11 protein-coding genes and 1 tRNA gene are annotated in these 15,266 nt (G+C 71.8%); 5 read left to right on the top strand and 7 right to left on the bottom strand.

Annotated elements, in window-relative coordinates:
* Window positions 1-11: 11 nt before the first annotated feature.
* From J2X46_RS06865 to J2X46_RS06855, 3 genes are read right to left on the bottom strand one after another with little or no spacing between them, the layout of a single operon-like run.
* Entirely contained in the window at window positions 12-1,439 is a 1,428-nt protein-coding gene (locus J2X46_RS06865) for an NAD(P)/FAD-dependent oxidoreductase (protein WP_310248451.1), read from the bottom strand.
* Complete coding sequence (locus J2X46_RS06860; RefSeq protein WP_310248448.1) at window positions 1,436-3,367, bottom strand: DUF3556 domain-containing protein; 1,932 nt, start codon at window positions 3,365-3,367, stop codon at window positions 1,436-1,438. The genes J2X46_RS06865 and J2X46_RS06860 overlap by 4 nt, the downstream gene beginning before the upstream one ends.
* A 2-nt stretch (window positions 3,368-3,369) precedes the next feature.
* Window positions 3,370-4,872, bottom strand: a complete 1,503-nt coding sequence (locus J2X46_RS06855) for an AMP-binding protein (RefSeq protein WP_310248445.1) — start codon at window positions 4,870-4,872, stop codon at window positions 3,370-3,372.
* A gap of 227 nt (window positions 4,873-5,099) precedes the next feature.
* Here J2X46_RS06855 and J2X46_RS06850 point away from each other — a divergent pair, with 227 nt between their 5' ends.
* Entirely contained in the window at window positions 5,100-6,374 is a 1,275-nt protein-coding gene (locus J2X46_RS06850) for a helix-turn-helix domain-containing protein (RefSeq protein ID WP_310248443.1), read from the top strand.
* Window positions 6,375-6,455: 81 nt separating this feature from the next.
* Here the strand turns inward: J2X46_RS06850 and J2X46_RS06845 are convergent, their stop codons facing one another.
* From J2X46_RS06845 to glmU, 3 genes are all read right to left on the bottom strand, one after another.
* A complete protein-coding gene (locus tag J2X46_RS06845; RefSeq protein WP_310248440.1) occupies window positions 6,456-7,250 on the bottom strand; it encodes an SDR family oxidoreductase in 795 nt (264 codons plus the stop codon).
* A gap of 218 nt (window positions 7,251-7,468) precedes the next feature.
* Complete coding sequence (locus J2X46_RS06835; RefSeq protein ID WP_310249177.1) at window positions 7,469-8,440, bottom strand: ribose-phosphate diphosphokinase; 972 nt, start codon at window positions 8,438-8,440, stop codon at window positions 7,469-7,471.
* Window positions 8,441-8,544: 104 nt separating this feature from the next.
* The gene (gene glmU, locus J2X46_RS06830) at window positions 8,545-9,981 is read right to left on the bottom strand and encodes a bifunctional UDP-N-acetylglucosamine diphosphorylase/glucosamine-1-phosphate N-acetyltransferase GlmU (RefSeq protein WP_310248437.1); all 1,437 of its coding nucleotides are present in this window, start codon (window positions 9,979-9,981) and stop codon (window positions 8,545-8,547) included.
* Between the two features lie 91 nt (window positions 9,982-10,072).
* Between glmU and J2X46_RS06825 the strand changes: the two genes are divergently transcribed.
* From J2X46_RS06825 to J2X46_RS06810, 4 genes are all read left to right on the top strand, one after another.
* Window positions 10,073-11,758: a SulP family inorganic anion transporter gene (locus J2X46_RS06825; RefSeq protein ID WP_310248435.1), complete on the top strand. Its 1,686-nt coding sequence runs from the start codon at window positions 10,073-10,075 to the stop codon at window positions 11,756-11,758.
* Window positions 11,759-11,850: 92 nt separating this feature from the next.
* Window positions 11,851-13,254: a DUF4389 domain-containing protein gene (locus J2X46_RS06820; protein ID WP_310248434.1), complete on the top strand. Its 1,404-nt coding sequence runs from the start codon at window positions 11,851-11,853 to the stop codon at window positions 13,252-13,254.
* Entirely contained in the window at window positions 13,251-14,258 is a 1,008-nt protein-coding gene (locus J2X46_RS06815) for a zinc-dependent alcohol dehydrogenase (RefSeq protein WP_310248433.1), read from the top strand. Before J2X46_RS06820 ends, J2X46_RS06815 begins: the two co-directional genes overlap by 4 nt.
* A 45-nt stretch (window positions 14,259-14,303) precedes the next feature.
* Window positions 14,304-15,104, top strand: coding sequence for a hypothetical protein (locus J2X46_RS06810; protein WP_310248431.1), 801 nt, complete (start codon window positions 14,304-14,306; stop codon window positions 15,102-15,104).
* Here J2X46_RS06810 and J2X46_RS06805 read toward each other — a convergent pair.
* Window positions 15,093-15,171, bottom strand: a tRNA-Gln gene (locus J2X46_RS06805). The genes J2X46_RS06810 and J2X46_RS06805 overlap by 12 nt on opposite strands.
* Window positions 15,172-15,266: the final 95 nt, after the last annotated feature.

Here is a 15,266-nt window from a genome sequence, read left to right as displayed (position 1 = left end):
AGGGCTGTCGGTCAGAGGCGGGCGAGCGCGGTCTCGGCCGCGTGGAACCCGCCCATGCCGTGCACGCCGGCGCCGGGAGGGGTGGCCGAGGAGCAGAGGTAGACGCCCTTCACGCCGAGGGCGTAGGGGTTGAGCGCAAGGCGCGGTCGCATCGCGATCTGCTGCCAGGTGTTCGCCCCGGCGGAGATGTCGCCGCCGACGTAGTTGGGGTTGTACTCCTCCCAGTCCTTCGGCGACCTGGTGTTCATCGCGACGATCCGGTCACGGAAGCCGGGGGCGAAGCGCTCGACCTGACCGATCACCGCCTCGGTGGCGTCGCCGGCGTACCCCTGCGGGACGTGGGCGTAGGCATAGATCGGGTTGACCGTGCCCTGCGAGCGCTGGGAGTCGATGACGTACTGCTGGCCCATCAGCACGAACGGCCGCTCGGGCATCTCGCCGCGTGCCGTCGCGGCCTCGGTGGCGACCATCTCCTTCGCCGACCCGCCGAGGTGCAGGGTGCCGGCGCGCAGGCAGTCGGCGTTGGTCCACGGGATGTCGCCCTCGATGGCGAAGTCGACCTTGTAGGCGGCCGGGCCGTAGGAGTACTCCGTGAGTGCCCTCCGCACCCGCGTGGGCAGTCGGTCCCCGACGATCTCGAGCACGCCGGCAGGTGCCGTGTCGAGGAGCACGACGTCCGGTGCCGAGCCGACGAGCTCGACCAGCGAGGACAGCGACCGGACGCGGACACCGGTCCGCACCGTCCCACCGTGCGCGGCCAGCTCGGCCAGCAGCGCCCGGGTGATCTCCTCGGTGCCGCCCTCGGCGACCGGCCAGCCCACCGCGTGCGCCGCACCGGTGAGCATCAGCCCCACCGACGAGCCCAAGGGGCCGGTCAGCGTCCCGAACTTGTGGGCCGCCACGCCGGTGAGCAGCGCCTTGGCCGGCTCGTCGCGGAACCGGGCGGCCTGCCAGGTGGCCGGCGTGATCGCCTTGGCCCCGAAACGGCCGAGGGTGAGCGGGTGCCTCGGCACGTGCGCGAGTGGCTGGAAGACCTCGCCGATCAGGTCGTCGAAGTTCCGCACGATCGGGTCGAATATCCGGCGCCAGCGGGCGCCGTCCCGGCCCAGGCTCGCGACGGTGACGTCCATGTCCCGCGCGGCCAGGGCGACCCGGCCGTCGTCGAGCGGGTGGGCCAGGTCGACGTCGGGCCACTTCCAGCGCAGGCCGTGGCGCTCGAGGTCGAGCGAGGCGAAGTACGGCGACGCGACCCCGGTCGGGTGGAAGGCAGCGCACACGTCGTGCACCACCCCGGGCACGGTCAGCTGGTCGTCGGTGCGGGTTCCGCCACCGGCTCGCGAGTGGGCCTCCAGGACCGTGACCTCGAGCCCCGCCTGGGCGAGCCGGATGGCGGCAGCGAGCCCGTTGGGCCCGCTGCCGACCACCACGGCGCTGGTCACGCCGGCCACCCCTGGTCGGAGGCGGGCTGCGGGACCTCGACGTCCGCGGGCGCGTCGACCGCGACGTCCGCGCGACGCTTGCCGACGGCGCCGGTCAGCGTCTCCTGGCGCACGAAGCCCGGGGCGGTCCACGTCACGTCGAGCGGCACCGGCCCGTTGGGCAGCCACGGCTGCTCCTTGACGCAGTCGCGGACGTCCCACGTGCCGCGCTCCACGATGCCGAGGGCGGCGTCGATGACGCGGTACTCCTGTGGCGTCGACCTGATGAAGGGGGTGGGCTGCGACTCGCAGTAAGCCACCACGAGGTCGCCGGGCTGCAGGTCCAGCCTCTTCTGGATCGCCGCGACCATGCGCTCATCATGGATGTGGCCCTCGCCGAAGTTCCACCCGACCACCGTGTTGGCGACGAACTCGCCGTCGCGGATGTCGCGGGACTCGATGTCGTCGAGGTGGTTGTAGAGCACCGAGTGCAGGCCACGACCCTGGCTGTGCATGGCCCGCCAGCCGTTGACCTTCTGCAGGGTCATCTCGGCGTCGTCGGCCTCGTAGGGCATGCCGATCATCCGCTTCAGCTGGGAGAGCTGGGTCTCGCAGCACTTGATCTCGTTGAGCCGTTCCTCGACCCCGGGCCTCATCGCCCAGACACCGGACGCCCAGTTGCCGGCGTACTGCCGCATGCCGGGCAGGAAGGACACCTGGTCGGGTCGCAGGGTGCCCCAGATCGGCCAGATCAGGAGCATCGCGAAGACCGGGATGAGGACGAGCGGCTCGGAGAACTCGAAGATGTTGTAGACCGAGGCGTCGAAGCCGTCACCGAACCCGGCCCACAGCACGATCGCGATGTAGCCGAAGTAGACGTTCCACTCCAGGGGGACCGCCATCGGGAAGGTGGAGGTGATGTAGATGTGGAAGATCAGCATCGCCACGGCCGCGACCGTCGCGACGGTGTCGTTGGCGGTGAACAGCAGGACCAGCGGGATGCCGACCTCGACGGTGGTGCCGTTGACGTGGGCCATGAACCAGGCCAGCTTGCTCGGCCGCACGTCGTCGTTGGCCACGTCGCGGTAGTGGGCCCGCTTGACGATGTTGGGCACGCCGGGGCTGTTGGAGACCATCGGCGGCACGACGCTCTCGAAGTGCAGGCCCAGCTTGGAGACGCCCGCGCCGATCCACACGATGCAGATGACGATCTTGAAGACGACGACCATGTTGACGAAGTCCGCGCTGGTGGCGCCTCGGGCGAGCACGAGACCGCCGAAGATCGCGGAGAACAGCATGATCGGGAGGTACTGCTCGGACCGGGCGGCCAGGAAGATCACCTTGTCGCGCAGGCCCATCAGCGGCATGAGGACGAGGATCGGGAGGAAGGCCGCGGCCGGGACCAGCTCCTGCGGACCGGTGCCCGCCGGGAGGTTGTGGACCAGCTCCGCCGAGGACAGGAGCGGGTACACCAGGGCGGCGAGCACGCCGACGTACAACAGCACGTCGAGCGGGGTGCGCTCGTCCCCGCCGGTGCCGGGCACCTTGTCGGCCCACGGCGCCATCCGGATGGTGCCGGGCCGCAGCCAGTAGCGGATGTTGCCGAGGAACGGCATGAAGTGACCGCACAACGGCCCGAAGGCGCCGCCGAGGCCGATCACCTCGAGGAGCATCAGCCAGATCGCGAGCTTCTGGTAGACGACGATGTTGTCGAACCAGGTGCTCGGGGAGGTGAGCTCCACGAACTCGGTGGTCTGGGAGGTGATGAACAGGCCGAGCGCGAAGTAGAGGCCGAGCATCTTGAGGACGTAGATCAGCGTCAGCGCTCGGGGCGTCCCGAAGCCGTCGTCGACCCAGTTGGTGGTCAGGATCTTGATCCGGTCACGGAACGGGAGCTGGACGAACTCAGCGGGCGGGACCGGCTGCCGCGAGGGGGTCAGGAAACCCATGGTCAGGATCCCTTCACGGAGATGGGCGCCGTGCGCTGGCGCAGGGTGGGCTTGTCGATCTTGCCGACGGGGTTCTTCGGCAGGGCGTCGAGCACGGTGATGGCCACCGGGACCTTCACCCGGGTGAGGTGCGCGGCGCAGAGCTCCTTGAGCTCCTCCTCGGTGACGCTCGTGCCGGGCCGCGTGGACACGTAGGCCACCGGCACCTCACCGAGCACGTCGTGGGGCGCGCCGACGACGGCGGCCTCGAGCACAGCCGGGTGCGCGTGCAGCTCGGCCTCGATCTCCTTGGGGTACAGGTTCTCGCCGCCCCGGATGATCATGTCCTTGATCCGGTCGACCAGCCGGAGGTAGCCGTCCTCGTCGAGGATGCCCACGTCGCCGGTGTGGAGCCAGCCGTCGCCGAGGCTCTCGGCCGTGGCGTCGGGGCGGTTGAGGTAGCCGCGCATCACGTTGGGGCCCTGGATGACGACCTCGCCGCGCTCGCCCCGGGGCATGATCGTCCCGTCGGGCGCCATGATCTCGACCCGCTGGCCGGGGAGAGGTACGCCGACGGTGCCGATCTTGCGGGGTCCGTCGACGGGGTTGAGCGTGGAGACGCAGGTGCCCTCGGTGAGGCCGTAGCCCTCCACCAGCGGGAAGCCGAATCGCTTCTCTGCGCCCTCGAGCAGCTGCACGGAGGCCGGGGCCGCCCCGCAGAACGCGAAGCGGACCGAGGAGGTGTCGAACTGCATCTCCTCGGGCAGCGAGACCATGTGGGAGTAGATCGTCGGGACCGCCGAGAAGTACGACGGGCGGAACTGGGCGATCGCCTCGAGGAACGAGACCGGGTGGAACTTCGCCAGGATCGTGAGCCGGCCGCCGGCCCGCGCCATCGCCAGGAAGCTGGCGTTGATCGCGTTGGAGTGGAACAGCGGCAGCACCAGCAGGCAGTGGTCGTCGCCGGTGAGGGCACCCGCATCGGCGATCATCTCGGCCATCGAGCTGATGTGCGCGTGGTCGAGCATCACGCCCTTGGGGCGGCCGGTCGAGCCGCTGGTGTAGATGAGCAGGGCGAGCGCGTTCACGTCGGTGGGCGGCTCGGGCAGCTCGCGGCCACGGCTCACGGAGCGCAGCTCCTCGACACCGATCGAGGGGCGGCCACCGTCAGGCGCACCGTCGCCTGCGTTGACGACCAGCACCGACCCCGCGTCGAGGATCTGGTGGTCGGCCTCGTCGGCGGTGAAGGCCGGGTTCACGGGGGTCGCGCCCGCGCCCAGGCGCCAGGCCGCGACCAGGCTGATCAGCAGCTCGACCCGGTTGGGGAGCATGACGGCCACGACGTCGCCGGCGCCGACGCCGTGATCGGCGAACTGCTCGGCGGCGGCGTCGACGCGCTCGCCGAACTCGGCGTAGGTGAGCTGGAGGCGCTCGTCGGCCACGCAGGGGCGCTCGTCCCACTCCGAGGGCCGGCACCACGGCAGGTAGGTCAGCGAAGCGAGCTCCGCGGGGGCGGGGTCGGTCACGGTCATCGTCGTCCTCGGGTGGGTCCGTCGGGTCCTGGCTCTCAGGGCCGGTGGACCGAACCTAGGAAGGAACGTGACGCGGGACACTGTGCTGCGGGCACGAAGAACCGGGGGGCCTTGGCGTCGCCTCGGTGTCCGGACACGACGCTTGACCGGTGGGACCCCTGTGACCATGCTCACGGAGTGCTCGCGTGACGTTGGGCGCCCAGCACAAGAGGAGGACGACGATGCCGATGGACACCCAGGAGCTCGCCACCCGGGTCCAGGCCCGCCTGGCCGAGGTCACCGAAGCCCTGGGCGACGACCTCCCCTCCCTGTCAAGGGCCATGCACGAGGAGCTCGCATCGGAGATCACCGAGCTCGACGGCGACCACCTGATGCTCGACCTGCTGCGGGCCAGCAGTGAGAGCAACGTCGAGACCTTCCTCCACTACGCGCGCTACGACATCCCCCTGGAGGAGATCGCGGCCCCGCCGGCGGCGCTGGAGTACGGCCGCCGGCTGGCCCAGCGAGGCATCTCCTCCAACGCCCTCCAGCGGGCCTACCGGCTCGGGCAGCGTCACGTGATGCGCATGGCGCAGGCCGAGATCGCGCGCACCGAGCCCGACCGCGAGGTGGCGCTCGCCGCCGGTGTCGCGCTGCTCGAGCGGGCCTTCGCCTACGTCGACCTGATCTCGGAGAAGGTCGTCACCGAGTACGAGGAGGAGCGCGAGCGCTGGCTCACCAACCGCACCACCGTGCGGGCCACCGCCCTGCGCACCCTGCTGACGGGGGAGGAGCCGGACCTCGCCGGGGCGGAGCAGGCGCTGGGATACCGGCTGCGTCAGCACCACCTCGGCGTCGTCGCCTGGTCACTGGAGAAGGCCTCCGGGGTCGCGCAGGTCCGAGACCTCGAGAGCCTGGTGGGTGCGGTCGCCCAGGCACTCGGAGCAGGCACGCCGCTGTTCATGCCCCAGGACGGGTCGGTCGCGTGGGCCTGGATCCCGCTCGGGCGCCAGAGCGACAGGGTCGACGCCGACCGGGTCGCTGCGGTGGTGCGCGAGCACAGTCCGCAGGTCCGCCTGGCGCTGGGCTCGACCGGCGCCGCCGTCCCTGGGTTCGTGGCGACGCACCGCGAGGCGATGCGCGCGCACCTGGTCGCCACCACAGCGGCGGCCAGCGCCGAGGTCGTCACGGCGTGGAGCGACCCCGGCGTCCGCTCGGCGGCGGTGCTGGCCAAGGACCTCGGCATGACCCGCGAGCTCGTTGCTGCCGCGCTCGGGCCGCTGGGCGCCGATGACGATGGCATGGAGCGGCTCCGTGAGACGTTGCGGATCTTCCTCGACGAGCGGCGCTCCTACCTCGCGACCGCCGAGAAGGTGCACCTGCACAAGAACACCGTGAAGTACCGCGTCGACAAGGCCGTCGAGGCCCGCGGCCGGAGCCTGGACGAGGACCGCCTCGACCTCGAGCTCGCGCTGCTGGCCTGTCGCTACCTCGGCCCGGGGGTCCTCACCAGCTGATCCATCCGGCGAGCGCAGACGAACGCTCCGTGGGCCCGCCCGGCACGAGACGCCCCACCGGGGCGGATCAGGGCGGACAGGTCAGAGCCGCTTCTGGCGCCAGGCGCCGTACTTCGCCATCAGGTTGAGCGTGGGGACGCCGACCGAGGGTGCGGCGTCGAGGGTGCGCACGAGCGTGCCGCGCCAGCGCGGGACGACCCGGAAGATCTGTCGGCTCTCCAGCAGCACGAGGCCGGCCCTTGCGACGCCGTCGGCGTCCAGCGGCTTGGGTCCGGAGAACAGCACCGCCGCGCCGGACTGCTTCTCCTGCTCGGTGACCATCTTCGTGGCCACGACATCTGGGCACAGGGCGCGGGCCCGGACCGGGACCCTGGCCGCGCTCAGGTCGCCCTGCAGCGAGGTCGTGTAGGAGAGCACCGCGGCCTTGGTTGCGGCGTAGAGCGCCAGTCCCGGAACGGGGGTCAGCGCGGAGATCGACGCGAGGTTGAGGATGCCGCCGCCGCTGAGCTTCATCACCTCGACCGCGGCGGCCGAACCGGCCATCACCCCGCGGACGTTGATGTCGAGGATGGCGGTGAGCTGCTCGTCGGTGTGCTCCCAGCACGACCCGGTGTGCAGGATGCCGGCGTTGTTCACCCACACCTTGACCGGGCCCAGCTTCTCGGCCTCGGCGGCCACCTCGCGGTGCGAGGCGACGTCGCGCACGTCGTGCGCGAGGCCGACGGCCCCGCGGCCGACCGCGGCGGCCGAGCGCTCGGCGCCCTCGCCGTCGACATCGGTGAGGACCACACGGTGGCCCTGGTCGGCGAGACGGTGGGCGATGGCCAGCCCGATGCCCTGGGCGGCACCGGTGACGACGGCGATGGTCTGGGTCATGCCTCGACGCTAGGGAACCGGTGTGACCTCGCGCTCGTGCGGTGGGACCAGTCCCGGGCGCCGACGTCGTCCTCCGATCACACCCCACACGCCGTGAGCCGCAAGCGCGTGGCCAGGGTGATGCGGTGTGAAGCGTCGCGTGCGGACCACGACCCCGAGCCCGTCGGGGCGGAAGCACCCCGACCTGCTGGAGCGCGACCCACGGGAAGTGGTGCGGCTCAGGCGTGCCCGTCGAACATCGACGTGACCGACCCGTCCTCGAAGACCTCGCGGATGGCGCGGGCGATGAGAGGGGCGATGGAGAGCGTGGTCAGCTTGTCGAACTGCTTGTCCTGGGGGACGGGCAGCGTGTTGGTGACCACGACCTCCATGGCGGAGGAGTTCTTGAGCCGGTCGACCGCGGGGTCGGACAGGATCGGGTGGGTCGCGGCGATGATCACGCCCGCGGCGCCGTCGGCCATGCAGGCCTCCGCGGCCTTCACGATCGTGCCACCGGTGTCGATCATGTCGTCGGTCAGGATGCAGATCTTGCCGCGCACGTCACCGACCACCCGGTTGGCGACGACCTCGTTGGCGACGTCGATGCGGCGGGTCTTGTGGATGAAGGCCAGCGGCACGCCGCCGAGGCGGGCCGACCAGCGCTCGGCGACCTTGATCCGGCCGGCGTCGGGCGAGACGACGGCGAGCTGCTGGTCGCCGTACTTCTGCTTGACGTAGTCGGTGAGGATCGGCAGCGCCATCAGGTGGTCGACGGGGCCGTCGAAGAAGCCCTGGATCTGGTCGGCGTGGAGGTCGACGGTGATCAGCCGGTCGGCGCCGGCGGTCTTGAACAGGTCGGCCATCAGGCGCGCCGAGATCGGCTCGCGGCCGCGGTGCTTCTTGTCCTGGCGGGCGTAGCCGTAGAACGGCATGACCACGGTGATCCGCTTGGCCGAGGCGCGCTTGAGGGCGTCGACCATGATCAGGTGCTCCATCACCCACTCGTTGATCGGAGCGGTGTGGCTCTGGATCACGAAGGCGTCGCACCCGCGCACGGACTCCTCGTAGCGGACGTAGAGCTCGCCGTTGGCGAAGGCCCGCGCGTCCTGGGGGACGAGTCCGCACTCCAGGAGGTCGGCGACCTCCCCGGCGAGCTCTGGATAGGCCCGTCCGCTGAAGACCATCAGGTTCTTCTCGGTGGTCCGCTTCATTCCGGTCACGCCACGCGACTCCTCGCTCGGGGGGCTCGTTCGGAGGTCTGCGCTGATTCTCACCCACCGACCGGGCGATCCCCAACCCCGGGTCACCCTGTGAGTCAGGGGGTGGTGGTCTCCTGCTGTTCACGAGCCGTTCGCGCGGCCTCGGCCTGCGCCGTACCGGCCCGCTTCGACTCGGTCCAGCCCTCGAGGTTGCGCTGCGGCGAGGAGCTGACCGCGAGCGCGCCCGCGGGCACGTTGCGGCGTACGACGGTGCCGCCGGCGGTGCCCGCGCCGTCCCCGACCGACACCGGGGCGACGAACGTGTTGTTCGACCCCGTGCGGGCCTGCTTGCCGATGACCGTGCGGTGTTTGTCGACCCCGTCGTAGTTCGCAAAGATCGTGCCGGCGCCGATGTTGGTGCCCTCGCCGATCTCGGCGTCGCCGACGTAGGACAGGTGCGGCACCTTCGCGCCGTCGCCGATCTGCGCGTTCTTGGTCTCCACGAAGGCACCGATCTTGCCGTCGATGCCGAGCTGGGTGCCGGGGCGGAGGTAGGCGAACGGGCCCACGGTCGCGCGGTCGCCGACGACCGCGAGCTCCCCGTGCGTCCGTACGACGCGCGCGCCGGCGCCGATCTCGCAGTCCTTCAGCGTGGTGTCGGGCCCGACGACGGCGTCCTCGCGCACGACGGTCGCGCCGAGGAGCTGGGTGCCGGGCAGGATCGTGGCGTCGGGCTCGATGACCACGTCGGCCTCGATCCAGGTGGTCGCCGGGTCCATGACCGTGACGCCCTCCTTCATCCAGCGGGTCACGATGCGGCTGTTGAGCCGGCGGCCGAGCTCGGCGAGCTGGGCGCGGTCGTTGGCGCCCTCGGTCTGGTCGACGTCATCGATGAGGTGCGCGCCGACGGTGAGACCGTCCTCGCGGGCGAGGTGGACGGTGTCGGTGAGGTAGTACTCGCCCTTGGCGTTGTCGTTGCTGATCCGCGGCAGCGCCGAGACGAGGAACTCGGCGTCGAAGGCCAGGATCCCGGAGCTGATCTCGTCGATCTCGCGCTGCTCGGGCGTGGCGTCCTTCTCCTCCACGATGGCCTCGACGTCGCCCTCGTGGTTGCGCAGGATCCGTCCGTAGCCGAACGGGTCCGGCACCCGGCCGCTGAGGATGCTCACCGCCCGCTGCGCGGCCTCGTGCTCGGCGGCGAAGGCGCGCAGCGACTCCCCCTCCAGCAGCGGGGTGTCGCCGGCCGCGACGATCACGGTGCCGGTGGTCGTGCCCGCCGCCTCCATCGCGATGCGTACGGCGTGCCCCGTGCCCTCCTGCGTCTCCTGGACGGCGAGGACGGCGCCCGGCAGCAGGTCGGTGATGTGCGGGCCGACCTGCTCGCGCTGGTGGCCGACGACCGCGACGACCCGGGTGGGCTCGACGGCCTGCACGGCGCGGAGCACGTGGCCGATCATGGAGCGCCCGGCAATGGGGTGCAGCACCTTCATGGTCTTCGACTTCATGCGGGTGCCGCCGCCTGCGGCGAGGACGATGACGGTGAGGTTGTCCATGGCCGCAGTCTTACATCGGTCGCGCAGGCCCCGGAAAGCGCGGGACGTTGGGCCCTACCCCCGCCGCCCGCACCGGCGGTCGACTGGCCCGATGAAGGATGCCCCGCCCCCGAGGGTCGCCGCCCGCGGAAGCGTCGACCCGGCCCTGCGCACCGACGTCCTCGCGGGCGTCACCGTCGCGGCCTACCTCGTGCCGCAGGTCCTGGCGTACGCCGGACTTGCGCGGGTGCCCCCGGCCGCGGGGCTGTGGGCGGCCTTCGTCGCGCTGGCGGCGTACTTCCTGCTGGGCTCGTCGCCCCAGCTCTCGGTCGGTCCGGAGTCGACGACGGCGCTGATGACCGGCGCCGCGCTGGCCGCGATCACCGTGCCCGGCGAGTCCGCGCGCGACACCGCTGCGCTGCTGGCCCTCGCGGTCGGCGCGGTGTGCCTGGTGGCTTGGGCAGGCGGCCTCGCGTTCCTCTCCGACCTGCTCTCCAAGCCGGTGCTGGTGGGCTACATGGCCGGCATCGCCGGTCTCATGGTGCTCTCGCAGGCCGGGCGCGCCACCGCCGCGACCATCCCGGAGGGCGACCCGCTGGCCGAGGCCTGGTGGCTGGTGCAGCACCCGTCGGCGGTCCACGGACCGACGCTCGCGGTCTGCCTCGCCACGCTCGTGGTGCTGCTGCTCGGCGCCCGGGCGTGGCCGACCGGGCCGGTGCCGCTGGCGGGCATGCTCGTCGCGACCCTGGTCGTCTCGCTCGCGGGGCTGTCGCGCGACGGCGTCGCGGTCGTCGGTCCGCTGCCCTTCGCGCTGCCCGAGGTCGGCCTGCCGTCGGTGGCGTCGCTGGGCTCGTGGGCGCTGCTGACGACGGCGCTTGCGATCGCGGTGGTCGGCTTCACCGACAACGTGCTCACCGCGCGCGCCTTCGCGGCCCGCCACGGCGACCGGGTCGACGCCCGCCGCGAGCTGCTGGCGCTGGGCGCCGCCAACGTCGCGGCGGGCGTGGTGCACGGCTTCCCGGTGAGCAGCTCCGGCAGCCGTACGGCGATCGTCGACGCCGTCGGCGGGCGGTCCCGGTGGGCCGGGCTCTCCACCCTCGGCGCGGCACTGGTCCTCGTCGTCGCGCTGCGGCCCCTGCTCGCCCGCTTCCCCGAGGCCGCCCTCGCGGCGGTCGTGGTCTACGCCGGCCTGCGGCTGGTCGACGTCCGGGAGTTCGTCCGCATCGCCCGCTACCGACGCACCGAGCTGCTCATCGCCCTCGCCACGACGTTCGGCGTGCTCGTGCTGGGCGTGCTCCAGGGCGTGCTGGTGGCGGTCAGCCTCTCCCTGGTCGACGTGATCCGCCGGGTGGCGCGACCCCACGACGCGGTCGAGGGCCTCGTCCCGGACCTCGCCGGCATGCACGACGTCGACGACTATCCCGACGCGCTGCCGGTTCCCGGCCTGCTGGTCTACCGCTACGACGCCCCGTTGTTCTTCGCCAACGCGGAGAACTTCCTCGCCCGCGTGCGCGAGTCGGTGGTGGCGTACGACCCCGAGTGGGTGCTGCTCAACGCCGAGGCGATCGGGGAGGTCGACCTGACAGGCGCCGACGCGCTCGAGACGTTGCGCGCCGAGCTCGAGGAGCAGGGAATCGTGCTGGCGCTGGCGCGGCTCAAGCAGGAGCCGCGCGAGGTGCTCCAGCCCAGCGGCGTGCTCGAGCGGATCGGCGCGGAGCACGTCTTCCCGACCCTGCCGACGGCCCTCGAGGGCTTCCGGGCGGCCACCGGCCGCGCCGACGGGGCGACAGGGTCCTAGGTCCCGCGATCGGGGCCCGAACGCGTGTCGTTCGGCCCTGCCGGGCTCCGCGTGGTGGCGCCACGATCGAAGGGAACGGAAGGACGTTCCCCATGGCCACCTCGACCGCTCCCCGCAGCTATCCCGTGCACGTCGACGCCGACCTCGACCCCGGCCTGAGCCGGGGCCTCTGGCTGGTCAAGTGGATCCTGGCCATCCCCCACTACGTGGTGCTGGCGTTCCTGTGGACCGCCTTCGCGGTGCTCAGCGTGGTGGCCTTCTTCGCCATCCTCTTCACCGGCCGCTACCCACGGGCGATCTTCGACTTCAACGTCGGCGTGATGCGCTGGAGCTGGCGCGTCGCCTACTACGCCTACGCCGCGCTCGGCACCGACCGGTACCCGCCCTTCACCCTGGCCGACGTGCCCGACTACCCCGCGCACCTCGAGGTCGACCGCCCCGACCACCTCTCCCGCGGGCTGGTGCTGGTGAAGTGGTGGCTGCTGGCCATCCCCCACTACCTGATCGTGGCCCTCTTCGCCGGCGGAGTGGCGTACGGCGTGCAGGGCGCGGACGACGAGACCTGGATCAGCATCAGCGTGATCGGCGTCCTCGTCCTGGTCGCGGCGGTCATGCTGCTCTTCACCGGCCGCTACCCCCAGCAGATCTTCGACCTCGTGCTCGGCCTGAACCGGTGGGTGCTGCGCGTCGCCGGCTACGTCGCGCTGATGACGGACCAGTACCCGCCGTTCCGCCTGGACATGGGCGGTCACGAGACCCCCACGGCCACCCGTGAACCCGACGCCCCGCCGCCCGCTCCTCTCACCGCTCCGCCCGCGCGCCCGCGCGGCTGGACCACCGGTCGCATCGTCTCGGTCGTGGCCGGCTCGGTCCTCGTCCTGACCGGCCTCGGGTTCGCGGGCGCCGGCGCCACCCTGGCGCTCGTCGGTGCCACCGACCGCGACGACGGGTTCCTGATGAGCCCGAGCATCAGCATGGACAGCAGCGCCTACGCGATCACGTCCGAGGACGCACGGATCAACACCGAGGGCGCCCCCGACTGGCTGCCCGAGAAGGTGCTCGGCGACGTCCGGGTGACCGCCTCGTCCGGCTCGGGAGACGTCTTCATCGGCCTCGCCCCGACGGCCGACGTCGAGACGTACCTCGTCGGCGTCGCCCGCGACACCTTCCGCGAGGTCCGCGACGGCGCGGCCGTGCTCGACCCGGTGACCGGCGGTGCGCCGAGCGCGCCGCCCGCCGACCAGTCGTTCTGGGTGGCCAGCGCGACCGGCTCCGACGCGACGCTCGACTGGGCGCCGGAGGACGGCAGCTGGACCTTCGTCCTGATGCGCGCCGACGGCACCGAGGGCGTGACAGCCGACGTGGCCACAGGTGCCGAGGTCCCCGTCCTCGACGCGGTCGTCGCCGCCCTGCTCGTCCTCGCCGGCCTGACCCTGCTCGCCGGCGCCCTGCTCATCGCCGTACCCATCCGCACAGTTGCAAGGAGAGAACAATGAAGGCAGCAGTCGTCCCCACGCTCGGAGCGCCGCTGGAGATCCGCGACGTCCCGGTCCCCGAGCCCGGCCCCGGCCAGGTGCTGGTGCGCATCGAGACCTGCGGGTTGTGCCACACCGACATCCACGCCGCTCGCGGCGAGTGGCCGGTCAAGCCCAAGGACCTGCTCATCCCCGGTCACGAGGGCGTCGGCGTGGTCGAGGCGGTCGGCGAGGGTGACCTCCCGGTCGCGGTCGGCCAGCGCGTCGCGCTGCCCTGGCTCGGGCACGCCTGCGGCCACTGCCGCTACTGCGTGGCCGGCTGGGAGACCTACTGCACCAGCCCGTCCTACATGGGCTACACGATGGATGGCGGCTACGCGGAGTACGCCGTCGCGTACGCGAGCCACGTCGTGCCCGTGCCCGACGCGGTGACCTCGCGCGACGCCTCGCCCCTCACGTGCGCCGGCGTGACGACGTACAAGGGGCTCAAGGTGGCGAAGCCGCAGCCCGGCGAGACCGCGATGGTCGTCGGCATCGGCGGTCTGGGGCACCTCGGGCTGCAGTACGCCCGCGTCTTCGGCTCGCGCACCGTCGCCGTCGACGTGCACGACGAGAAGCTCCAGCTCGCCAAGGAGCTCGGCGCGGACCACGTCGTCGACGCCCGCGGTGACCAGCAGGCCGAGCTCGAGGCGATCGGCGGCGTCGACGTGGCGCTGGTGACCGTGCCCTCGCCGGCCGCGATGCGCGCCGCGCACGCCGCGCTCAACCCCAACGGACGCCTCGTCCTCGTCGGCCTCCCGGCGGACAACCGGCTCGAGATCCCGGTCTTCGAGACCGTGCTCAAGGGCATCTCCGTGATCGGCTCGCTCGTCGGCACCCGCAACGACCTCGCCGAGTGCTTCGACCTCCACGCCCGCGGCCTGACCCGCGTCGTGACCGAGGGCCGTCGCCTCGAGGACGTCAACGCCTGCTTCGACGAGGTGCTCGCCGGCGAGGTCCCGGCCCGCCTGGTGTTCGAGATGTAGGCAATTGGCTGGCGACCGGGGTCCGCGCCCGGCGACGATGTGGAGGTGGACGACGAGGAGTACGCCCGGGAGCTGTTCGAGATCCTGACGCGCCCGCTCGACCCGGACGAGCCGGTGGACAGCTACGGCACCGGCTCGGACCGGATCGACCGCTACGGCGGCTTCGGCACGGAGGTGCGGGTCACCTCGATCGACGTGGTGCCGGGACCGTACGGCGCCCAGCTCGAGGTCGGCTTCGTGCTCGACCTGCCGCCGGGACTCGACATCCCGGACAGCGGATCGATCCGGCTCCTGGTCGAGCGCGAGTGGCGCGAGCTGGGCGGGTACGCCGAGCCCGAGGACTACGCGCCGGTCGTCGCCGGGCAGGTGCAGCGAGGCGCTCGCGACCACGTCGTGCTCCACACCGAAGGCCCGCGCCCGGACTACGAGGCCCCTGACGCGGACGCGCAGCGGGCCCTGCTGATGCACGTCCTGCGACGCTGGGGCGAGGTCGAGCAGCCAGCGGACGACCGCTACGTCGTACGCCTCGAGGAGGGCTTCGAGGTCACGGTCCTCATCACGCCCGACCAGTGGGAGCAGGTGCTCCGCCGCCACGGTCCGCCACGTGACCACACCTTCGATTACTACGAGGAGGCGCTCGTCGAGACCGGGGCTGACGACGAACGGTTCCTCGTCGTCTGGGAGGGCGACTTCGCACGCTCCGTGCGCGAGGAGCTGCCTCCGGTCGCGAGCCCGCGTCCGCCCTTGCGGGAGATCAGGCGGCGCATCGCCGAGGCGGAGGCGAGCGGCAGGCCGTACGGATGGTTCGCCTTCACACCCCGCACGGATGACGAGCTCCCCGGGTAGGAGTCGAACCTACGTCGCTAGTCCTGATTCAAAGTCAGGCGGGCCCTACCGGCAGACCAACCGGGGAATGTGCGGCCAAGCCTAGGGTGCGCCGATCTTCACGACACCTTCACACCGATCCGGGCGATCCCTGATGCACCGTGACGGTGGGGGCCGCTAGCG

This window comes from Nocardioides sp. BE266 (assembly GCF_031457855.1).
Lineage (GTDB): Bacteria > Actinomycetota > Actinomycetes > Propionibacteriales > Nocardioidaceae > Nocardioides.
Note: the sequence above shows the minus strand (reverse complement) of the source record. Positions and strands in the feature narration are given on the sequence as shown.